This window comes from Sphingomonas sp. EU05-FHT14C10, assembly GCF_058790595.1.
Map to the genome: position 1 here is coordinate 93,398 of NZ_JBYTEN010000012.1, position 21,696 is coordinate 115,093.

Annotated in this window: 19 protein-coding genes and 1 tRNA gene; 11 read left to right on the forward strand and 9 right to left on the reverse strand. The window is 63.8% G+C overall.

Annotation, left to right across the window (positions count from 1 at the left end; genetic code table 11):
* The first annotated feature begins 19 nt into the window (after window positions 1-19).
* Together AC3WT0_RS13150 and AC3WT0_RS13155 are read left to right on the forward strand one after the other, a co-directional pair.
* Entirely contained in the window at window positions 20-1,303 is a 1,284-nt protein-coding gene (locus AC3WT0_RS13150; RefSeq protein WP_492753853.1) for an alginate export family protein, read from the forward strand.
* Window positions 1,304-1,348: 45 nt separating this feature from the next.
* On the forward strand, window positions 1,349-2,632 hold the full coding sequence (locus tag AC3WT0_RS13155; protein WP_492753854.1) for a methyltransferase family protein: 1,284 nt from the start codon (window positions 1,349-1,351) through the stop codon (window positions 2,630-2,632).
* A gap of 6 nt (window positions 2,633-2,638) precedes the next feature.
* Here the strand turns inward: AC3WT0_RS13155 and AC3WT0_RS13160 are convergent, their stop codons facing one another.
* Genes AC3WT0_RS13160 through AC3WT0_RS13170 form a run of 3 tightly spaced genes read right to left on the reverse strand, consistent with a single transcriptional unit; the run spans window position 2,639 to window position 5,163 of the window.
* Entirely contained in the window at window positions 2,639-4,027 is a 1,389-nt protein-coding gene (locus tag AC3WT0_RS13160) for a glutamate--cysteine ligase (RefSeq protein ID WP_492753855.1), read from the reverse strand.
* A 42-nt stretch (window positions 4,028-4,069) separates the two neighbouring features.
* Window positions 4,070-4,819 (reverse strand): 16S rRNA (uracil(1498)-N(3))-methyltransferase, encoded by a 750-nt coding sequence (locus AC3WT0_RS13165; RefSeq protein WP_492753856.1) that lies wholly within the window; start codon window positions 4,817-4,819, stop codon window positions 4,070-4,072.
* An 8-nt stretch (window positions 4,820-4,827) separates the two neighbouring features.
* The gene (locus tag AC3WT0_RS13170) at window positions 4,828-5,163 is read right to left on the reverse strand and encodes an ArsR/SmtB family transcription factor (RefSeq protein WP_492753867.1); all 336 of its coding nucleotides are present in this window, start codon (window positions 5,161-5,163) and stop codon (window positions 4,828-4,830) included.
* Window positions 5,164-5,273: 110 nt separating this feature from the next.
* Between AC3WT0_RS13170 and AC3WT0_RS13175 the strand changes: the two genes are divergently transcribed.
* Window positions 5,274-6,020, forward strand: a complete 747-nt coding sequence (locus tag AC3WT0_RS13175) for a glucose 1-dehydrogenase (RefSeq protein WP_492753857.1) — start codon at window positions 5,274-5,276, stop codon at window positions 6,018-6,020.
* 126 nt (window positions 6,021-6,146) lie between these two features.
* On the opposite strand, the gene glnA is transcribed toward AC3WT0_RS13175, so the two are convergent.
* The 5 genes from glnA to AC3WT0_RS13200 all read right to left on the reverse strand — a co-directional run bounded on the left by glnA (window position 6,147) and on the right by AC3WT0_RS13200 (window position 12,291).
* Entirely contained in the window at window positions 6,147-7,559 is a 1,413-nt protein-coding gene (gene glnA, locus AC3WT0_RS13180; protein ID WP_492753858.1) for a type I glutamate--ammonia ligase, read from the reverse strand.
* A gap of 34 nt (window positions 7,560-7,593) precedes the next feature.
* A complete protein-coding gene (locus AC3WT0_RS13185; protein WP_492753859.1) occupies window positions 7,594-7,932 on the reverse strand; it encodes a P-II family nitrogen regulator in 339 nt (112 codons plus the stop codon).
* A 159-nt stretch (window positions 7,933-8,091) separates the two neighbouring features.
* Window positions 8,092-10,248, reverse strand: a complete 2,157-nt coding sequence (locus tag AC3WT0_RS13190; protein WP_492753860.1) for a PQQ-dependent dehydrogenase, methanol/ethanol family — start codon at window positions 10,246-10,248, stop codon at window positions 8,092-8,094.
* Window positions 10,249-10,314: 66 nt separating this feature from the next.
* Window positions 10,315-11,148 (reverse strand): type I methionyl aminopeptidase, encoded by an 834-nt coding sequence (map, locus tag AC3WT0_RS13195; RefSeq protein WP_492753861.1) that lies wholly within the window; start codon window positions 11,146-11,148, stop codon window positions 10,315-10,317.
* Window positions 11,149-11,220: 72 nt separating this feature from the next.
* Window positions 11,221-12,291 carry a DUF5694 domain-containing protein gene (locus tag AC3WT0_RS13200; RefSeq protein ID WP_492753862.1) on the reverse strand — a complete coding sequence of 357 codons (1,071 nt, stop codon included), beginning with the start codon at window positions 12,289-12,291 and terminating at the stop codon, window positions 11,221-11,223.
* 95 nt (window positions 12,292-12,386) lie between these two features.
* Here AC3WT0_RS13200 and AC3WT0_RS13205 point away from each other — a divergent pair, with 95 nt between their 5' ends.
* The 7 genes from AC3WT0_RS13205 to AC3WT0_RS13235 all read left to right on the forward strand — a co-directional run bounded on the left by AC3WT0_RS13205 (window position 12,387) and on the right by AC3WT0_RS13235 (window position 20,112).
* Window positions 12,387-13,145: a competence/damage-inducible protein A gene (locus AC3WT0_RS13205; protein WP_492753868.1), complete on the forward strand. Its 759-nt coding sequence runs from the start codon at window positions 12,387-12,389 to the stop codon at window positions 13,143-13,145.
* Between the two features lie 44 nt (window positions 13,146-13,189).
* Window positions 13,190-13,263, forward strand: a tRNA-Gly gene (locus AC3WT0_RS13210).
* A 183-nt stretch (window positions 13,264-13,446) separates the two neighbouring features.
* Window positions 13,447-14,754 (forward strand): tyrosine-type recombinase/integrase, encoded by a 1,308-nt coding sequence (locus tag AC3WT0_RS13215; RefSeq protein WP_082665000.1) that lies wholly within the window; start codon window positions 13,447-13,449, stop codon window positions 14,752-14,754.
* A gap of 398 nt (window positions 14,755-15,152) precedes the next feature.
* Window positions 15,153-16,994, forward strand: a complete 1,842-nt coding sequence (locus AC3WT0_RS13220; protein ID WP_058801457.1) for a hypothetical protein — start codon at window positions 15,153-15,155, stop codon at window positions 16,992-16,994.
* The gene (locus tag AC3WT0_RS13225; protein ID WP_492753863.1) at window positions 16,991-17,881 is read left to right on the forward strand and encodes an ATP-binding protein; all 891 of its coding nucleotides are present in this window, start codon (window positions 16,991-16,993) and stop codon (window positions 17,879-17,881) included. The genes AC3WT0_RS13220 and AC3WT0_RS13225 overlap by 4 nt, the downstream gene beginning before the upstream one ends.
* Complete coding sequence (locus AC3WT0_RS13230) at window positions 17,878-19,302, forward strand: phosphotransferase (protein WP_492753864.1); 1,425 nt, start codon at window positions 17,878-17,880, stop codon at window positions 19,300-19,302. The genes AC3WT0_RS13225 and AC3WT0_RS13230 overlap by 4 nt, the downstream gene beginning before the upstream one ends.
* A 486-nt stretch (window positions 19,303-19,788) precedes the next feature.
* Window positions 19,789-20,112, forward strand: a complete 324-nt coding sequence (locus AC3WT0_RS13235; RefSeq protein ID WP_058453987.1) for a DUF736 domain-containing protein — start codon at window positions 19,789-19,791, stop codon at window positions 20,110-20,112.
* Between the two features lie 57 nt (window positions 20,113-20,169).
* Here AC3WT0_RS13235 and AC3WT0_RS13240 read toward each other — a convergent pair whose 3' ends face one another.
* Window positions 20,170-20,391, reverse strand: coding sequence for a helix-turn-helix transcriptional regulator (locus tag AC3WT0_RS13240; protein WP_058801454.1), 222 nt, complete (start codon window positions 20,389-20,391; stop codon window positions 20,170-20,172).
* A gap of 520 nt (window positions 20,392-20,911) precedes the next feature.
* On the opposite strand from AC3WT0_RS13240, the gene AC3WT0_RS13245 reads away from it, so the two are divergent.
* Window positions 20,912-21,664: an ArdC family protein gene (locus tag AC3WT0_RS13245; protein WP_492753865.1), complete on the forward strand. Its 753-nt coding sequence runs from the start codon at window positions 20,912-20,914 to the stop codon at window positions 21,662-21,664.
* Window positions 21,665-21,696: the final 32 nt, after the last annotated feature.

The window sequence follows — 21,696 nt, forward strand, 5'->3', positions numbered from 1 at the left end:
GTTTCTGTTAGCGCTACCGTTGAGCGGCAGCGCGGCGGCGGCCGAGGAGGAAGGGTTCGCTCTCTCCGGCAATGTCCGTGCGCGTTACGAATATCTCTCGGGCCAGCCGCGTGCCGGTTTTGGCAATCCCGACCAGATGCTGTCCTTTCGCACGAATCTGCTGGCGACCTACACGACGGGCGGCGGCGTGCAGCTGGGACTGGGGGTGGCGGACAGCCGCGCCTATCTCGACGAGGCGGACAGTCCGGTCACGACGAGCGAGGTCAATGCCGTCGAGCTTCAGCTCGCTTATCTGCTGGTTCCGCTCGCCGAGGGCGCGACGGTGCGGATCGGCCGGCAGGTCGCCGATCTCGGATCGCGGCGCTATGTCGCCTTCGACGATTATCGCAATACCGCCAACGGCTTCACGGGGATCAGGAGCGATTTTCCGATCGCCCGGAAAGTGCGCGCTTCGGTGGTCGCCTTTCTGCCGCAACGTCGGCTGCCCGATGATCAGGACGGGTTGCGCCACAATCACGTCGTCGTCGATCGCGAGAATTTTCACACGGTCTTTGCGGCCGGGGTCGTAGGTGTGCACGATCTGCTGCCCCGGGTCGATGCCGACTTCGCTTATTACGCGCTGTTCGAGAAGGATGCGGGGCGCAGCCGTACGCGCGACCGGCATCTGCACACGATGACGGCGCGGCTGTTTCACGAGCCCCGCCCCGGGCACATCGACTTCGAGATCGAATATGCCCGCCAGTTCGGGACAGTGAGCGAAAGCGATCAGCCGGCGGCCTTGAAGCGGGACGTGTCGGCCTGGTTCGTCCACGTCGAGATCGGGCGTCAATGGGCGGGCGACTGGGACCCGCGCCTTTCCGCCGAGATCGAATGGGCGTCGGGCGATCATGGCGGACGACATTTCAACCGCTTCGACACGCTTTATGGATCGCGGCGGCCCGATCTGGGGCCGACGGGGATTTTCGGGGCGCTGACGCGCGCCAACATCATCGCACCCGCATTGCGCGGCGAGGTGACGCCCGACAAGCGCAGCGATGCCTTCATCGCCTGGCGGCCCCTTTGGCTCGCATCGCGCACCGATGCCTTCTCGGCGACGGGCGTGCGCGACCGGGCAGGGCGATCCGGGCGCTTCGCGGGGCATCAGATCGAGGCGCGGATTCGGCGCTGGCTGGTGCCCGAACGGCTGCGTGCCGAGGTAAGCGCCGCTACGCTGTTCAAGGGGCATTTCCTGCGTGATGCTCCCAACGCAACCGACACGGGCGACAGCAAATATGTCGCCATGGCGCTGACGGCTTTCTTCTAACCCGGCTTCACGCGATGCTTACCAATATCGGCTAGGCGACTGGCCATGGGCGATGCGCGCGATCCCAGACCGAAATCCGCCGTCAGCGGCGCGGTGGGCCTTGCCGGGCTGTGCGGGCTGGGCCTGTGGTTCGCGCTCGCGCGCCGGTTCGGCATGGATGGGCCCTATTCGGCACTTGCGGGGCTGGCATGCAGCGCGCTGCCGATGCTCATCTGGTCGATCGCGATCGACAAGGTCCACCGCAACGCCAGCACGGGAATCGACTGGGATCGTCCCGCCCGGTCGCTGTCGGAGACGATCGACCTCAGCCTAACCAAGCTGGCGGGGCTGTGGACGACGTGGGGCGGCATCGCGATCGTTTATATGGTCGCGCGCTGGTACTGGACCGGGGGCTATGCCTTCGCGATGCAGTTGTTGGGGGCGGTCGCGCCGTTCCTGATCCTGCTTTCCGCGCCTTATGTGATCTGGCTCGACCGGCGATTGGTGGAGCCACGCGACGGGGCCTGGGCGCTCGGCATGTGGCTGATCGGGCAGGGCAGGGACAGGCCGGCGATCGCCGAACATCTGCGTCAATGGGCGGTGAAGGGCTTCTTCCTCGCCTTCATGCTCTCGATCGTGCCCGGTGGCTTCGCCGATGCCGTGCGCGCGCCGTGGGGCGAGATCATCGCCAGTCCCGTCGCGCTGTCGCGCTTCCTGATCACGCTGATGTTCATGATCGACGTGCAGATCGCGACCGTCGGCTACATGCTGACGCTCAAGCCACTCGACGCGCATATCCGGTCGGCCGAGCCGACGATAGCCGGATGGGTCGCGGCGCTGATCTGCTACCCGCCCTTCGTGCTGATGGCGAATGGCGGGCCGCTCGACTATCACCCTGCGACGGCGGACTGGGCGCTGTGGCTGGAGGGCTGGCCGGTCGCGCAGGCGGCGCTGGGGGCGGTGCTCGTCGGCCTCACGGCCATCTATGCCTGGGCGACCGTGGCGTTCGGCATCCGCTTCTCCAACCTCACGCATCGCGGTATCCTGACGCACGGGCCTTATCGCTTCACCAAGCATCCGGCCTATCTGTCGAAGAACATCTTCTGGTGGCTTTCGACGCTGCCTTTCCTCGCGACCAGCGGCAGCCTGACCGATGCGGCGCGCAACTGCGCGCTGATGGCCGCAGTGGCGGGGGTCTATTGGTGGCGCGCGAAGACGGAGGAGGCGCATCTGGGCGCCGACCCCGCCTATCGCGACTATGCCGGATGGATGAAACGCAACGCGCCCATCCCGCGCCTGATCAGGCGGCTGCGCGGCGGCGGACGAGCCGAGGCTCAACCCGCCGAATAGGGCGCGTCAGAAGCTGTAATATTGATAGACCTTCGACAGGTCGCCGTTCCAGTCGCCGTGATAATGATCGAGCAGTTCCTGCGCGGGGACCTTGCCCGTGGCGACGATCTGGCGGAGCGGCTCGAGGAAGCCCGCCTCGCTGTCGCCGACGCTGTTGAGGCGCGCGCGGGCGTTCAGGCCCTTGCCGGCGATGTCGAGCACTTCGCCGGCGATGTCGCGAAGCTTGCCGCCGCCGGGGAGGGGCGCATCCAGCGCCAGCTTCGGCACCGCGTCGCGCAGCGCCTGACGCTCGTCGAGCGACCAGTGCTTCACCAGATCCCAGGCCGCGTCGAGCGCGCCCTGATCATAGAGCAGGCCGACCCACAAGGCGGGGAGCGCGCAAATCTTGTTCCACGGGCCGCCATCGGCGCCGCGCATCTCAAGGAAGGTCTTGAGGCGGACCTCGGGGAAGGCGGTCGACAGATGATCGGCCCAGTCCGACATCTTCGGCTTCTCGCCGGGCAGCGCGGGCAATTCGCCTTTCAGGAAGTCGCGGAAGCTCTGGCCGGCGGCGTCGATATACTTGCCGTCGCGGAAGACGAAATACATCGGAACATCAAGCGCATAATCGGCATAACGCTCATAACCGAAGCCATCTTCGAAAACGAAGGGCAACATGCCGGTGCGTGCCGGATCGGTGTCCGACCAGATATGGCTGCGATAGGAGAGGAAGCCGTTGGGCTTGCCCTCCTTGAAGGGCGAGTTGGCGAACAGCGCGGTCGCCAGCGGCTGGAGCGCGAGACCGACGCGGAACTTCTTCGCCATGTCCGCTTCGGACGCGTAATCGAGATTCACCTGGATGGTGCAGGTGCGGAACATCATGTCGAGACCCATCGAGCCGACGCGCGGCATATGGTTCTTCATGATGACGTAGCGGCCCTTGGGCATCATCGGCAGTTCTTCGCGCGTCTTGTCCGGCCACATGCCGAGGCCGAGGAAGCCAACGCCCATGCGGTCGCCAACCGCCTTAACCTGTTCGAGGTGACGGCCGGTCTCGGCGCAGGTCTCGTGCAGATTGTCGAGCGGGGCGCCCGAGAGTTCGAGCTGGCCGGCGGGCTCGAGGCTGACGGTGCCATCGGGGCCGGACAGCGCGATGATGTTCACCGTGCCGTCGGGGCCACGCTCTTCCACTGGCTTCCAGCCATATTTGGTGAGGCCGATGAGGAGGGCGTGGATGCCGCCGCGTTCCTCATAGGAGGGCGCACGGTGGCTGTCCTTCCAATAGACGAACTTCTCGTGCTCGGTGCCGATGCGCCAACGCTCGGCCGGTTTCTCGCCGCTTGCGAAATAGCCGACAAGTTCGTCCCGGCTTTCGATCACCGGCTCGTCGACGCTCGATTCCTCTCTGGTGCTCATGGCGCGCCTCTAGAGCCTAAATTGCCCGGGTGGAAATGGATTTTATTTTACAACCGTCCAATGGCCGGCAACGGCCATCCAGACGGCGGTTGCGGCGATCGCCGCGGTCTCGGCGCGGAGGATGCGCGGCCCCAGCGAAACGGGCACGGCGTCAGGCAATGCGCGGATCATTTCGCGCTCGGCAGGATCGAATCCGCCTTCGGGGCCGACGAGGATCGCGGCCGGGCCCGGGCGGATTACGGTCGGGAAAGGCGCGCCGCCTTCCTCATCCGCGAAATAGAGCGTTCGGCCCGCAGGCCAGCTTCCGATCAGCTTCGCCAGCGGGGTCAGCGGATCGAGCAGCGGAAGGGCCGTCCGTTCGCACTGCTCGGCCGCCTCGATCATGTGCGCGCGCAAGCGATCGGCATTGAGCTTGTCGACGACGGCGCGTCGCGTCGCGACCGGAATGAAGCGCGCGACGCCCAGCTCGGTCGCCTTTTCCGCGACCAGATCGATGCGGCCGCGCTTGATCGGCGCGGCGCAGAGCCAGAAATCGGGAACCGCCTCGCGCGGCCCCAGATGCGCGGTGATGCGCAGCACGAGGTCGCGCCTGGCGACAGCGACAGCCTCGGCCAGCCATTCGCCGCTTCCGTCGTCGAACAGGCGAACGGGCGCGCCGGGCTTCAACCGCATCACCGAGATGAGATAATGCGCCTGCGGGCCCGACAGCGGGAGATCGATGCCCTCGGCAAGCGGCGCTTCGACATAAAGGCGCGGGGTGCTGTCGGGCGGCCAGGCAGGCGTTGCGGGCATCGACGCGATCAGGCCGGCGGGTTGCTGCGCGCATGCGCATCGAGGATCGCCGCGATCAGGCCGGGGAAGCGTTCGTCCATCTCACCGCAGCGCGACATGTTGCGCATTTCGACGCCCTGGCGTTCGGACCGGATCAATCCCGCCTCGCGCAATATCTTGAAATGATGGGACAGCGAGGATTTGGGAATGGGGCGTTCGGCGAGCGTGGCGACCGACGCGCAATTGGGCACCGATCCCGCGCAGGCGATCTCCGCAAAGATCGTGGCGCGCACCGGATCGGACAGCGCGTGGAGCACCGCCTCCAGCCGCACGTCTTCGATCGAGGGATGAAAGATCGGCCTCATAAATTTCACGTAGGGGGTCTTGTCCAAGGGTTCAATAGTTCTAGATTCCCGAACTATGGGACGATGACCGCCATCCGGCAGCCGGCCCCATCGAGAGAAGGAATAGAATCATGTCGAAGCTCGCAGGCAAGGTCGCGGTCGTTACCGGCGCATCGAAGGGGATTGGGGCCAGCATCGCAAAGGCACTGGCGGCCGAAGGCGCTGCCGTGGTCGTCAACTACGCGTCGAGCAAGGCCGGCGCCGACCTGGTCGTGAAGGCGATCACCGAGGCGGGCGGAAAGGCCGTGGCCGTTCACGGCGACGTCGCCAAGGCCGATCAGGCTGAGGGCATCATCGACGCGGCGATCGCCAATTTCGGCAAGCTCGACGTGCTGGTCAACAATTCGGGGGTTTATGACTTCGCACCGATCGAGGAGGTGACCGAGGATCATTATCGCAAGATGTTCGACGTCAATGTGCTGGGCGTGCTGCTGACCACGAAGGCGGCGATCAAGCATCTCGGCGAGGGCGCGAGCGTGATCAACATCTCGTCGGTGGTGACCAGCCTGCGTCCGCCGGCCTCGTCGGTCTACACCGGCACCAAGGGTGCGGTCGATGCGATCACTGGCGTGCTGGCGGTCGAGCTGGGCGCACGCAAGATCCGCGTCAACGCGATCAACCCCGGCATCGTCGAAACCGAGGGCACGCACGCGGCCGGCTTCATCGGATCGGAATTCGAGACCAATGCCGTGTCGACGACGCCGCTGGGCCGGGTCGGCCAGCCGGACGACGTCGCCGCCGTCGCAGTGTTCCTTGCGTCGGACGACGCGCGCTGGGTCACCGGTGAGAAACTGGTCGTCAGCGGTGGGCTGCGCTGAGAGGCTTGAAGTCCGCTCCGGTTTTTTGCCGGATCGGGCGCGGTCCCGCTTGCGCGAGCATCGGAAATGCAAAACCCGCCCCCGCGCTGAGCGGGGACGGGCCTTGCTGTCCCGATCGGTGGGCGATCAGGCGGAGTAATACATGTCGTATTCGACCGGGCTAGGGGTCATTTCCCAGCGCGCGACGTCGCCGCGCTTGATCTCGATATAGGCTTCGATCTGGTCCTTGGTGAACACGTCGCCCTTGAGCAGATAGTCGAGATCGGCCTCGAGGCTGTCGAGCGCTTCGCGGAGCGAACCGCAGACGGTCGGCACCTGGCTCAGTTCCTCGGGCGGCAGATCATAGAGGTTCTTGTCCATCGCCTCGCCGGGATGGATCTTGTTCTGGATGCCGTCGAGGCCTGCCATCAGCAGCGCCGCGTAGCAGAGATACGGATTGGCGAGCGCATCGGGGAAGCGGAACTCGACGCGCTTCGCCTTGGCGCCGGCGCCATAGGGGATGCGGCACGAGGCCGAGCGGTTGCGCGACGAATAGGCGAGCAGCACGGGGGCCTCGTAACCCGGGACCAGGCGCTTGTAGCTGTTGGTCGTCGGGTTGGTGAAGGCGTTCAGCGACTTGGCGTGCTTGACGACGCCGCCGATGAAATAGAGGCACATGTCCGACAGGCCGGCATAGCCATTGCCCGCGAAGAGCGGCTTGCCCTTCTCCCAGATCGACATGTGGGTGTGCATGCCCGAGCCGTTATCTTCCTTGATCGGCTTCGGCATGAAGGTCGCCGTCTTGCCATAGGCCTGCGCGACCATGTGGACGACATATTTGTAGATCTGCATGCGATCGGCGGTGGTGACGAGTGTGCCGAAGGTCAGGCCCAGCTCGTGCTGCGCGGCCGCGACCTCGTGGTGATGCTTGTCGCAGGGCAGGCCCATCTCGATCATCGTCGAGACCATCTCGGCGCGGATGTCGGTGGCGCTGTCGACCGGCGCGACGGGGAAGTAGCCGCCCTTGGCGCGCGGACGGTGGCCCAGATTGCCGCCGTCATAGCTGGTGCCGGTGTTGGTCGGCAGCTCGACGTCGTCGATCTTGTAGTAGCTCGTCGCGTAGCTCGTCTCGAACTGCACGTTATCGAACATGAAGAATTCGGCTTCGGGGCCGACATAGATGGTGTCGCCGATGCCGGTGGCCTTCACATAGGCCTCGGCGCGCTTGGCGGTCGAGCGCGGATCGCGGGCGTAGAGCTCGCCGGTCGACGGTTCGACGACATCGCAGAAGATGATCATCATCGGCGTGGCCGAGAAGGGATCGACATAGACGGCGTCGAGATCGGGCTTCAGGATCATGTCCGACTCGTTGATCGCCTTCCAACCCTCGATCGAGGAGCCGTCGAACATCAGGCCGTCGGTGAGTTCATCCTCGCCGATCACGCCCGACACCATGGTCAGGTGCTGCCACTTGCCCTTCGGGTCGGTGAAGCGAAGATCGACCCACTCGATCTCCTTTTCCTTGATCTGCTTCAGCACGCTTGCGGCAGAGTTCGCCATTCGTCCTATTCCTTCTGGAGCGGTTCGAGAGAGATCAGATCGCCTCGGCGTCGCGTTCGCCGGTGCGGATGCGCAGTACGGTTTCGACCGGGAGGACGAAGATCTTGCCGTCGCCGATGCGCCCCGTCTGCGCTGCGGCGGCAATAGCCTCGACAACACGCGGCGCCTGATCGTCGTCCACCACCACCTCAAGTTTCACCTTGGGCAGGAAATCGACGACATATTCGGCACCGCGATAGAGCTCGGTATGGCCTTTCTGGCGGCCGAACCCCTTCGCTTCGGTGACAGTGATGCCGGAAACGCCGACGTCGTGAAGGGCTTCCTTCACCTCGTCGAGCTTGAACGGCTTGATGATCGCCTCGATCTTCTTCACGGCTCTCCCATCCCCCCAACGCTTACGCGTGCTGCACTCGCTTACAATAAGCGTGCCACCGGAGGACTTGCAAGGAGCCTAGCTTTTTTGCGGATTCCGGCGCGGAATCGTGCATCAATTAAGGGCAGAGTACGAGACTCTGCCCAAAATTGAGGCAGTTCAGTGTGCGGCTGCGAGCGATGCGCCGTTGGCCTTCATCCATTGGGACTGGCTGATGACATATTGGCGCACGGATTCGGCGCTGCCCGAGTCGAGCGCATGGGCGAAGCTGACCATGCCCTGGTCCTTGAGCGCACCGCCGATGACGATCGATTGCCAGAGCTTCGCATCGGCCAGCGCCGCCGAACGCCGCAGATCGGGGGTGACGCCGCCGCCGCCCGCCTCCGCGCCGTGGCAGACCGAGCAATAGCGCCCGAACATCGCCTTGCCCTGCGCAAGCTGCGCCGGCGGGGCGGTCAGCGGCGGCGGGTTGAAGGCCGCGGCCTGCGCGGCCGGCAGTGCGGGGAGCTTCACCGTGCCGCCGAGCTTGAGGACGATGAGGCGGGGAATATCGGGCACCTGCGCGCTCGGCCCGCCGGCAAGGCCGGCGCTCAGCGGCCATGCGCCGCCGCGCCCGGTGGTGAAGGCGACATATTGCTCGCCGCCGATCGTGAAGGTCGACGGTGCCGCCATGACGCCGGACTGGACGGGGAGCGACCAGAGCAGCTTGCCGCCATCGGCCGACCATGCACTGAATGCCCCGAGCGCGCTGCCGCCGAAGACGAGATTGCCGGCGGTCGACATCAGGCCGCCATTCCACGGCGTCGCGAAATCGACGCTCCAGCGCGCCTTGCGCGCGACCGGATCCCAGGCGACGAGCTTGCCCTTGGTCGCGGCGACCGCAGCCTTGATGAAATTGGCATCGGGCGGCAGGCCGTTTTCGGACACGTTGACGCCGACATTGAAGCCGATCGGCCCGGCCTTGGCATCGGCGGCCGAGAGCGGGGGCAGATAGGCGAAGCCGATCTCGTTCGCGGGGATGTAGACGAGACCCGTTTTGGGGCTGAAGCTCATCGGCTGCCAGCTGTGCGCACCGATCGGAGCGATGCTGGAGATGAAGGGCTTGCCGGTCTTGTAGTAGCGCGCTGCCGGATTCTCGATCGGGCGGCCGGTCTTCAGATCATAGCCGCTGGCCCAGTTGACGTTGGCCACGAAGGGATCGGCGCTGATCAGCTTGCCGTCCTTGCGATCGACGACGAAGAAGAAGCCGTTCTTGGGCGCGTGGAGCAGCACCTTGCGCGTCGCGTCGCCCAGTTTCAGGTCGGCGAGGATGATTGGCTGGGTCGCGGTATAGTCCCAGCTTTCGGCGGGCGTTTCCTGATAATGCCAGAGATATTCGCCCGTCTCTGGCTTGAGCGCGACGATCGAGGAGAGGAAGAGATTGTCGCCCTGGCCTTCGGAGCGCAGGCCGTGGTTCCATGGGCTGCCATTGCCGACGCCGAGATAGAGCTGGTCGAGCTCGGGATCATAGACGATCGCATCCCACACGGTGCCGCCGCCGCCCGACTGCTTCCACTGGCCGTTCGCCGACCAGGTCGGGAAGGCGGTCTTGAGGATCGCGTCCGATGCCTCGCCGTCCGCGGCGCCGGTGGGGTTGGGGACGGTGTAGAAGCGCCATTTCTTCTTGCCGGTGGCGGCGTCATAGGCGGTCACATAGCCGCGCACGCCGAATTCGGCGCCGCCATTGCCGATGATCACCATGTCCTTCACCACGCGGGGGAAGCCGGTGATCGTGTAGGGCTTGCTGTTGTCGGTGGTCTGCTGGGTCCAGACGGGCTTGCCCGTCCTGGCGTCGAGCGCGATCAGCCGGCCGTCGATGGTGCCGACATAGATGCGGCCCTTCCACACCGCGACGCCGCGATTGACGACGTCGCAGCAGGCCTGGACGCCCTTGTCGCGCGAAACCTGCGGATCATAGTCCCACAGCTTCTTACCCGTGGCGGCATCATAGGCGAAGACCTTCGACCAGGGGCCGGTGAGATAGAGCGTGCCATCGACGACGACGGGCGTCGCTTCCTGTCCGCGCGGATCGGGGAGATCGGCGAACCATGCGATGCCGAGCTTGCCGACATTGCCGGCGTTGATCTGATCGAGCGGGCTGAAGCGCTGTTCGGCATAGCTGTAGCCGGCCGAGGGCCAGTCGCTGCCGTCGCCGCCGGTGACGAGATAGGCGGCATCGACGCGATCGGCGCCTCCCTTGCCGTTATTGGAACCGGTCGTCTGGCCGCACCCGGCCAGGGCAAGCACCATCGCAATCAGGCAAAGCCGTCCACGCATCCCTCATCCTCCCGCGATCATTGACGATCGTCGGGGACGAGTTTGTCACGCTGCTTTACAGCAGTGTCAATAAGGTGGGTGGTCGAGGCCCGCCGGGCTCTTGGTGAAGATCTCGCAGCCATCCTCGGTGATGCCCACCGAATGCTCGAACTGCGCCGACAGGGAGCGATCGCGTGTCACCGCCGTCCAGCCGTCGTCGAGCACCTTCACGTCGGGGCGGCCGATGTTGATCATCGGCTCGATCGTGAAGAACATGCCGGGCTTCAGCTCCGGCCCCGTTCCCGGACGGCCGGCGTGGACGACCTCGGGCGCGTCGTGGAACAGGCGGCCAAGGCCGTGGCCGCAGAAATCGCGGACGACGCCGTAGCGATGCTTCTCTGCATAGCTTTGGATCGCATGCGCGACGTCGCCCAGCCGGTTGCCGGGCTTGGCCTGCTCGATGCCGAGCATCATCGCTTCGTAGGTCACGTCGACAAGGCGCTTCGCCTTCACGCCGACATCGCCGACCAGATACATGCGGCTGGTGTCGCCGTGCCAGCCATCGACGATCACCGTCACGTCGATATTGACGATGTCGCCATCCTTCAGCGTCTTGGCGCCGGGGATGCCGTGGCAGACGACATGGTTGATCGAGATGCAGCTGCTGTGCGCATAGCCGCGATAGCCGAGCGTCGCGGGCACGCCACCGCTACGAATCGCGAAGTCGCGCACCATATCGTCGAGCGCGTCGGTCGCGACGCCCGGAACGACGTGCGGCACGAGCATGTCGAGCGCTTCCGCCGCGATTCGGCCGGCCTTGCGCATCCCTTCGAATCCCGCCGCGTCATGCAGCTTGATGGCATTGGTGCGGGTGAGGGCGGTGGCGTCGGTCGCGGCGATATAAGTGGTCATGCCCGCCATATAGCGCCTGCGGCCGCATTTTGACAGATGTGCATTGACGCGCGCGGCACCGGCCCGCTCCCAAACCCGCTCCTACCGCGCCAGGAACGCGGCAGCGTCGACCAGCTTCATGTCGGACATCATCGCCAGATAGGCGTCGAAATAGGGCTTGTGCGACGCGCCCACGATGGCGAGCACGCGCCCGCCCGGATGATTGCCTGACGCGGCCCGGATATTGGCGATCATGCGCAGGTTGCGCGTTTCCCACCACGCGACGTAGCGACGGCCCTGACGCTGCGCGGAAGGCTCGACGAGCGCGCGGCCGAAATCGGCCTCGACATATTGGCGCAGCACATCGGGCCGGTTCATGAAGCGATAGAGCGCAAGCACCGAGGCAGGGCCGTCGAGCGCCTTCTCCATATTCGCCGCCTGCTGCGCGAGGGGCGGACGATCGCCGCTCCACACCGATTTCAGCACGTCGTCATAGCCGGGAGGCGCTGCGGCCGTGATGCGATCGGCGGTGTGATCGTCGCACGCGCAGACGCGCTCGAGCCCCAGCCGCGCGGCGAGCGCGGCGCCGATCAGATAATTCTCGTTGTGGAAGGTCGAGATGGTGACGAGCATGTCGGCGAGCGACGCAGTGATGCCGTCGCCCGCGCGACGCTCGGCAGCGGGCAGGCGCAGCCACTGGACGAGCGCCGAGGCAGGGTCGCCGGCGGCCGCGAGCAGCGCGGCGAGGCGGCGGCGGTCGGCAGGCGTCGGGCTTGCCGGCCAATGGGCGAGCGCATCGCGCGCGGCGGCTTCGGCTGCGGGCGGGGCGAGGCCCATCGCGGGCCCGGCGACCGCAGTCATTGCCTTGAAGCGCGAGCAATAGTCGTTGGCGACCCCGGGGTAGACGGCGGCGTAAAGCGTAAGATGCTGACATTCCTCGCTCGACAGGCCCTCGACCGTGATCACGTCGGGCTTGAACGCAGCAAGCCGGTCGATCAGCGGGGCGAGCCAATCGGGCTGGAAGCTGTCCGCCAGGCCCGAAAGATGCGTGGTGCCGAGCACGAGGATCTCGGTGGGCTCGGCTACCTTTCCATGCCATTCGCGCGGATCGAAATCGGCGGCCGGCGCTGAGGTGGCGGACAGCAGCGCGAGCGCCGCAGCGAGAATCTTCATCGTCTCTCTCCCTGTTCAAGTGTATTATATAAGCAATACACATGCGAAGCAAGCGAGCGGCTTGCGTCCATCGCCCGGCAGGCTATGGCAGGGGCATGGGCGGCGAGCGCATCTGGACGGCGGGGCTGGTGGTGATCGGCGACGAGATTCTCTCGGGCCGGACGCAGGACCGCAATGTCGCGCAGATCGCGCTGTGGCTGAATCTGCAAGGCATTCGCCTTGCCGAAGTGCGCGTGGTCGGTGATACCATGGCGGCGATCGTCGAAGCGGTGAACCAGCTGCGCGCGCGCAACGACTATCTCTTCACGACCGGCGGCATCGGGCCGACGCATGACGACATCACCGTCGATGCGATCGCTGCGGCGCTCGGCGTGCCCGTGGTCATCCACCCCAAGGCACGCGCCGTGCTCGAGGGCTATTATGCGACGCGCGGCGGGCTGACCGAGGCAAGGCTGCGCATGGCGCGCGTGCCTGACGGCGCGTCGCTGATCGAGAATCGCATGTCGGGCGCGCCGGGCATCCGCCACGGCAATATCTTCATCATGGCCGGCGTGCCGCACATCACCGCGATGATGCTCGACGCACTGTCGGGTACGCTCGAGGGCGGCAAGCCGCTGATCTCCGAGACGATCGGCTGCTGGGTGCCCGAAAGCGAGGTGGCCGACCTGCTGCGCGAGACCGAGAAGGCGCACGATCATTGCCAGATCGGCAGCTACCCCTTCTTCCGCGAAGGGAAGGTCGGCGCCAATTTCGTGATCCGATCGACGAGCCGCGAAGCGATTGAGGCCTGCGCCGCCGATCTGGCCGCGAAGCTCGAAGCGATCGGTCGACCGCCGGTGATCGGCGGAATCTGACGCTTGCAAGCCAACCCGCCCGCCGCTAGGTGCGCTTCATCCGGGCGGGTGTAGCTCAATGGTAGAGCAGAAGCTTCCCAAGCTTACGACGAGGGTTCGATTCCCTTCACCCGCTCCAGAAGGCTGTTTCAGGCCGTCTCACACCATTTACAAAAGCAGAAAAATGGCGGTAATCTGCCATTTATCGGCTCGTTGCGTGTCATGGTATCTCATGGCAGCGCCTCGAAAAAGGGGCCCCTATCGGGGACGATTTTGCCGATTGCTCGCTCCAATTCGGAGCCGGCCAAATGGAGAGATCGTGATGCCGCTAACCGATTCTGCCGTTCGCCATGCTCAGTCGCGGGACAAGCCTTACAAGATGGCCGACAGCGAAGGACTCTATATCCATGTCATGCCGAACGGCAGCAAGCATTGGAAAATGAAATACCGATTCGACGGGCTCGAGAAGAAGATGAGCTTCGGACCATATCCTCGCGTCTCCCTTCGCGATGCACGCATTCAGCGCGACGAGGCGCGCAACATGATTACCAAGGGCATCGACCCATCCTATGAGAAGAAGCGCAACAAGCTGCGTGCCCACGTCAGCGTTGAAAATACCTTCTCCGGCATCTCCCGCGAATATTGCGACAAGCGCCGCCGCGATGGCGACAAAGCCTGGGCACCGTCGACTGCAAAGCGATGCGAGTATCTGCTCAGCCTTCTCGATAACAGCATCGGGAAAATGCCCATCCAGGAGATTGAGCCGATCGATGTCTTGGCGGCTGTCCGGAAGATCGAGGCGCAGGGCAAACTCGAAAGTGCGCGACGCACGATGCAATTAGCGGGGTCGGTCTTCCGCTACGCCGTCGCGACGGCGCGCTTGCGATCCGATCCTACGCGGGATTTGCGCGGCGCGCTCATCAATCCGACCGTTACTCATTATGGCGCCATCACCGATGCAAGCCAGGTTGGCCCGTTGCTGCGTGCAATCGATGCTTACAAAAGCCAGGGAATGACGGACTGGGCGTTGAAGCTGGCGCCGCACGTCTTCGTCCGCCCGGGGGAACTTCGAACGGCCCAGTGGGAAGAATTCGATCTTGAAGCACGCGTTTGGACCATACCCGCCGAGAAGATGAAAATGCGCAAGCCGCATCACGTGCCGCTGTCCCGACAATCAGTGGCCCTGATTGAGCAAATCCGTGAAATCACCCAACCTTGGAGTTACATTTTCCCATCCTTGTGGTCGAGAAAACGTCCGATGTCAGATAACACCCTGAACGCCGCGCTACGGCGGATGGGATATACCAGCAGCGAGATGACCGCCCACGGCTTTCGGGCGATGGCCAGCACCCTGCTAAATGAATCCGGTAAATGGTCTTATGACGCGATAGAACGGGCGTTGGCGCACGGTGATAACAACCGCGTGAGGGCCGCCTACCACCGCGGCGCGCATTGGGACGAGCGGGTAGCAATGGCTCAATGGTGGTCTGATTATCTGGACGAGTTGAGGGCGGGAAGCGGCGCTGGGGCTCGGGCATCCATTAACGCCGCCGAGGTTCGTCCAGACCCCAGTTCGGTGCTGATCCGGCCGGAGAATGGTTGGCGTCGTGCCTCACGACGTCGGCAATGAACGATCTCCCTTTTTGAGGCGTTCAGCACTTGCCGATTGCTGACTGGCAGGTCTTGGGAGGGCGGAACGCTATAGTTGCCATTTCCCCTGGCATCCTTGTGAGGGGCGCGGACGACAAAGCGGACGTTCCGCAGTCCATATTGCACCCCGGTAAGCTGCCGATCGTTCACATATTCGAATCGGCTCGCCGGCTGTAATGGGAGCCGGGAATCGTTCAAATCTGCGTTTCTCTTGAATGCCGCCTCTTGGTCGACTTTTCCTTAAATAGCAAAGCGTGGACGCGCCGGTGGGCAATGATCAGCATTGGCGTCGAGCTACGCCATTGGCAGCTTGGCCCGATGATAGTGACGGAGTAAAGAACTGGGATCGATCGCCCATGGTCGGTCGAAGGGGACACCATGTATATTGAACGCATCCAGATCGAAGAAGGCTTCCTGAACGGATTCGATGTCTGGTGGCGGGCGGGTCTTAACGTCCTGATAGGCGCGCGCGGTACTGGCAAGACTTCAATCATCGAGCTGATTCGGTTTTGTCTGGATGTGCCGGGCTACACCCCCGAATCCACGCGCCGTAGCCGCGACCATGCACTGTCGGTGCTCGGGTCTGGGCAAATCACCCTGACATTGGTTGATGGCGCACGGCGCGTGACGGTTTCGCGTGCGGCTAGTGATCCCGCGCCGCGGGCCTCAGGGCCCTATCTGCCGCCAATCATTCTCTCGCAGACCGAGATTGAGACGGTCGGACTTCAACCTGGCGGCCGTCTCCGCTTGCTCGACGGTTTTCTGGGTGACCAGCGTGCACTGGCGGCCGCCGAAACCGAGGCAATCTCTGCCGTTCGCTCGTTGACGGCAGAAGCCAACACGATCCAGCAGGATATCGAGCAGCTCCGCCGCCAGATCGCGGAGCTTGCCTCAATCCAGGAACAGTTGGTGCAGCTGGCGCCGCAGGAGCAGCAGGTCGCCGCCCTATCTGCGGACGCGGCGACGCGCACGGAACAGCTCAACGTGCTTACCGGCACCATCACCGTCAAAAGCGTGGCGACGACCGTTATGCAGCGATTTCAGGCGGGCGTCTCGCAGTGGCGTGCGTCGCTGACAGCGGCGCAGAGCAGCTTTATGCCGGATGAGGCCTGGCCGCCTGCCGCAGGCGGCGATCCGCTAGGACAAATCCGCAGCCGGATTGCGACCGCGCATGCTCAGGTGAACCAAGTGCTTCACGAGCTTGCCCAGATCGAGGCGGAGTGCGCTCGGCTGACCGGCGGCTATCATCAAGAGAAGATCGCGTTCGAGGATAATGCCAGACAATTGCGCCGCGAGATTGACGGGCTCCAGTCCGGGGCCGGCGAGATCATCCGCCGTGGGCAGTTGCTGCGCGAGCGTAAGGCGCAGCTTGAATCGCTTCAGGCAGTTCTGTTAACACGACAGGCCACGATGGCGCAGGCGATCCAGCGGCGTTCCGTGGCGTTCGACAAGCTCGAGGCGATCCGCACGGAACGGTTTGAGGCGCGGGCGCAGATCGCAAATAACCTTAACCAGGTGCTCGGACCGCGCATACGGATCGATGTGGTGCGTGGCGGCCAGACCGATGGCTTCGCGGCTGCGATCACCGAGGCTTTGCGCGGGAGTGGCCTCAAATATACCGACATCGTTGGCGCGCTCGCGCAGCGGATCAGTCCGCGAGAGTTGCTCGAGGCAGTTGAGAGCGACAATTATCCTCTCGTAGCGGCTTGCGGAAACACGACGCCGGATCGCGCGGCCAAAGCCGTGATCGCAATGAAAGAGGCGGACCTCGCAGCAATAGCTACTGTTGCGGTCGAAGACTATGTCACCTTTTCGCTTCTCGACGGTTCCGACCACAAGGATATCGCTGACCTGTCGACCGGCCAGCGCTGCACGGTTATCCTGCCGCTGGTGTTGAGGCATACCGATCGCCTGCTGATTGTCGATCAGCCGGAAGATCACATCGACAATGCCTTCATCGTCGACACGCTGATCCGCTCAATCCTGGCGCGTGCGAGCGATGGTCAGATCCTGTTCTCGACGCACAACGCGAACATTCCGGTGCTCGGTAACGCCGACTTTGTTGTCCAGCTTGGCTCCGACGGCAAACGCGGGTTTCCGCTCGCCGCGGCGCCGCTTGGAACAGACCAAATCGTCAACGCGATTACCCTAGTGATGGAGGGCGGCGCGGAAGCGTTCCAGCGTCGCGCGACGTTTTACGGAACGCGACCGCAGGGATGACGCGCGACGAAGCTCTTGATGGACTGTCGGCAACCTCGGCACACAGCCGCGGACAGGCAGCGCGTGCATTGGCTAATCTCGGCAAGGCGGGCGATCTCGCTCGCATCCGCAAGGCGCTCAAGACTGAAACGGTCGCTTACGTTCATTACGCACTTCAGGACACGATTAAACGGCTGACCCGCCGGGTCGAACCTCAGGTCGCAAATGGTGACGAGACCGCAGCTGTACCAGAAGAGGTGCGGCAACAGATCTATGGCCAAGCCGTCGAATGGGTGACAGGATTTCTGCTCCACGAGATCGCCTCCCCTATCGGGTTGGCGCGGCTTAGCGGAAAGCTAGAACTGGGCAACGAGTGGGAAGGCTCGGCTACACGTCGGCATCTCGAGACGGTTCACCGGATCTTTGACGCGATCGAAATGCTCAAAAGCGCGGCGGGCGTCGCTCGCCCGCAGGAGTTCGATCTTGCGGCGATGATCGATGAGTTGATCGAAACCGAAACACCTCAAGCTATGCCGTGGATCTCGGCGATCGGCCAGAAGCCCTTCCTAATCAAAGGTGACCCCGCGTTGATCCGGATGGTGATTGGAAACGGCCTGCGCAATGCGGTCGAGGCGGTTGAAGCTGTCGGCACCGAGCCGCAGCCGCATTCGGTGACGATCAACTGGGGCGAGACCGACGTCGATTACTGGGTCTCGGTGCTGGATCGAGGAACTGGTATTGTCGGCCCAACGGAGACCGCATTCGAAGTCGGCAATTCGACGAAAAAGAACCACAGTGGCTTTGGCCTCGCCATCGCGCGTCAAGCAGTCGAGACAATGATCGGCGTGCTAACGCTCGAGCCGGCTCGCGACGGGGGCGCGGTCTATTTGGCGCGCTGGCAGAAATGACTGCGCATTTCCTAATTGTCGAGGATGACTATGAATTTGCGAGCGCGCTGGACGCCATGATCGTTGACATGCCGGGTCAGGCGCATGTGACAATTGCCAGAAGCCGTGAGGCCGCCTGCGCAGCATTGGACGAGCAGTTTTTCGACTTTGCTGTGCTCGACCTCAAGATTCCAACGCAAGATGACGGACTTGATGCTGAGCCCGAACACGGCAAATATGTGTTTCATCACGCGCGGAACACGGCGCCCGGCACGAAATTGCTGGTCCTGACCGGCTCCCCGTCTGACGACTTCATCGCCGACATGCTGGCACAGAAGCACGATGCCGATATCTGGGCTGAGGGTGCGCCGGTCAGCACGGTCGAATTCTTGCGCAAAATCGATATTGATAAGGCTCCCGAGCTCATAGCAAAGGTGAAGTTGGCGGTCCTCGCGCTGGATGATATCGAGCTCACGCTCAATCAGGTCAATCTGCAGATCGCGGAGGACCGGCTGCTTCGCATCTTCGCTAAGCGCCTTGGCGCAAGGCGGTGCGTCGTCGCGCCGATCGGAGAGGGCAAGTCAGGCGCGAAGCCGCTCAGGCTCCAGCTGTTCGACGGCAATGGCACGCCGATCCGCCAGTCTTTCGCCAAGCTCGGGCCGATCGCCAAAATCCAAGATGAGGCCGCCCGGCACGACAAGCATGTCGTGCTGCTCGATGGCGCGGCCACACCTCGCAAACTTTCGATGCTGGAATTTGGCGCATCGACGACCGCTGGTATCTTCTACCAGCTTGCCGACGGCTATACAGAGTCAATGTTTGACGTGCTCGGTACGGATCCGGCAAGAGCAGCGGCGATCCTCGGTGGAGTAGAGCAGTGTGTCGCTCAGTGGACCCAAGGCACGGTAGAGGCCGGCCATAGCATTGCCGAGATCAGGGGCTGCTGGGTCGAGGATCAGAAGGCGGCAGCACTTCACGCGGACTATGGGCTAGACTGGGCTGCCGAGTTCGAAGCGCGAGTTGTGCAAGCCCGCTGGCGATGCGTTCATGGAGACTTGCATGGCGGAAATATCCTGATATCGGCCGAAGATGGCTCGGTGCTGATCGACTATGGCGACGTGCAGCACAGCGCGGTGAGCTATGATCCGGTGTCGCTCGAGTTGAGTGTGGTGCTGCAGGATAATCCCACGCTGTCAGATGCGTGGCCCGATGAATCGGCGTGCCGCAACTGGCATAGCATTGACGCCTATGTCGCCGAATCGCCAGTTGAGCCATTCATTCGGTCCTGTCGGCATTGGGCCGAAGCGACAGCCGCCGGAAAGCGCGAAGTCGCAGCGTCAGCCTATGCCTATCTCCTGCGGCAGCTAAAATATGGTGACACTAACAAGCCGCGCATTCTCGCGCTGATGGAGGGCGTGCGGGCCTACATGGACGCGACGTGACGTTCGCGCACACTGGCGCGCAAATCACATTGGCGCCGACTCAATTCCAATCGTTCAGAGACACGCAACCGGCTGTCGAACCCGTCACAATCCTGCCGACGAACCAAATTACTTGATGGGCTGGCCGCGCCCCGGGGCGATGGTCGGCTTAAAGTCGCACGTGATCATCTTGATCGGCCAAGCCACTCGTTTATTGCCGGTTGATCGTTTCTGGCGATGTCGGCGGGCGTTCTCCGGTAGCCTCTGAACCACCCCGGCGACGGGCGAGTTGACCTGTCCCAGCGCGGCGTCCCGCGAAAACGCGGCGGCGTGATTATTTCCCCGCCGGCTGCGCCGGCTCCTCGCGGCCGCTTCGCTTCAAATATTCGCGCCGCCGCGCTCCTCCGCTTTGCTGCGGCGCTACGGGTTCGCGGCACACCTCATGCGCCGGTCCCTGGTCCGCCATGCCGCAGGGATGGTCCCGCGGTACATTCAAGGAGACGACCAATGGCAGCTATCGGCTTTGTGAACGGCACCATCGAAACGGGTTTCGTGGGCCAGCTGAAAACCCTCTCGATCCGCGCGGCGATCGAGATTCGGACCAACCGTTCGAAGAGCGGCGACGTCCAGCCCGACTACCGGGTCTGGTCCGAAGGCGTCGAAATCGGTGCCGGCTGGATCCGCGTCGGACAGCAATCGGGCGAACCCTATGTATCGCTGAGCCTCGCCGCTCCCGAGTTCGGACCGCGGCGGCTCTATGCCAACCTCGGCCGCGCCGCCGGCCAGGATGGCGAGGACGGTTACGCCCTTATCTGGAACCCCGCCGATTGAGGCGGGCTTCCACCCTGCGCCGCGGACGCGGCGCGGGGCATTGGCGTGACTTGCCGTTCAATTTTCGTTCGGTGGGAGGTCGTCGAGCGTGAAGCTCATCGGGTTGCGCAGCCAGATGTTGAGATGAGACTCGCGCCAGCCGCAGCAGCGAACGGCGAGCTTGTACTGCGGCGGGAAGGTACCCGCCTGGATTTTCCGGTAGAGCGTCGCCCGGCTGAGGCCGGTGCGGTCGAGAACATCATTCAGGCGAAGATAGCGATCGGAAGGCTGAGACGTCATAATTGTTCACTCCATCATGTGACGGTGGATGAAGCCCCTGCGACAGAGATCAGGCAGTTATCTTGTTGATTCAAGTCATCCGGGGAGGCGATCGGTCTCAGCTGCGCTCAGTATCTATGATCCTGCTGGAAGGAGCTGTCAGGAGTACGCAGGAGTACGATCAATAAATTATCCCCAATCTGGTTCTTTTGCTGTCGATCAGAGAATTGAGACTGTCTGAGACAGTCGCGTCGCGATGGACCGCGCCGACTCGGCGCGGGCGTTTTTCGATTCATTGAATTGATGGTTGCAGCGGTCGCCGCTCGCGCGGCGGCGTAATCGGTCCCGACGCGGCGGGGACGGAGGTGGGCGTCACTCGCCTCTAGCCCCGCCCGGCCGGGCCGCAACCCTGCGGGTCCTCCTCTTCGTTCCGGTCCTGCGGATGCAGCCCGCCCGATGTTGCGGGCCTGCCGGCTCCTTCCTGCCGCCCACCTCCGCCCCCTTCCGGGCCGGGGTGCGGTTGGCGGGAAGGAGAAGGAACATGCGCAAGGATAGGATCGAGAGGGCGAGTCTCTATTCGGAGGTCACGAACAGGATCATCGCCGAACTAGAAGAGGGGCGGCTGCCATGGGTGCAGCCGTGGGACAGTGCGGCGTGTGGATGCACGATGCCGCAGAATGCGGGGACGGCCCGCAGATATAGCGGGATCAATGTGCTGATCCTGTGGGCCGAGGTCGTGACGAAAGGCTACGCGTCGCAGCGCTGGTTGACCTACCGGCAGGCCGAGGCGGCGGGCGGCAACGTCCGGCGCGGCGAGAAGGGCACGGTCATTTGCTACGCCGACCGGTTCACGCCAAAGGCCGAAGCTGAGGCAGCGCGCGGTGAGGATCGCGAGGCGCGGCAGGTGGCGTTCCTGAAGCGCTTTGTCGTGTTCAATGTCGACCAGTGCGAGGGGCTACCCGAGGATTATGTCGCGCCAATAGTCAGCCCCGATCCAGTGCTCGCCATTGCCGAGGCCGATGCGCTGATTGTGACGTCTGGTGCGCGCTTCAACATCGGTGGCGCGGAGGCATTCTACAGCCCGTCCCATGATTTTGTGCAGGTGCCGCCGCAGGCGGCCTTTCCCGAGCCGGTGAACTGGTATCGCACCGCGCTACATGAGCTTGGCCATTGGACTGGGCATGCAAGCCGTCTCGACCGCGACCAGAAAGGCGGGTTCGGATCGGAGGCATACGCCAAGGAAGAGCTGGTCGCCTTATCTGGACAGTCTGCGCCGCCCGCAACATTGCAGTAAGGTCGGCGATGGACGCCCACGGTAGGCAGTTA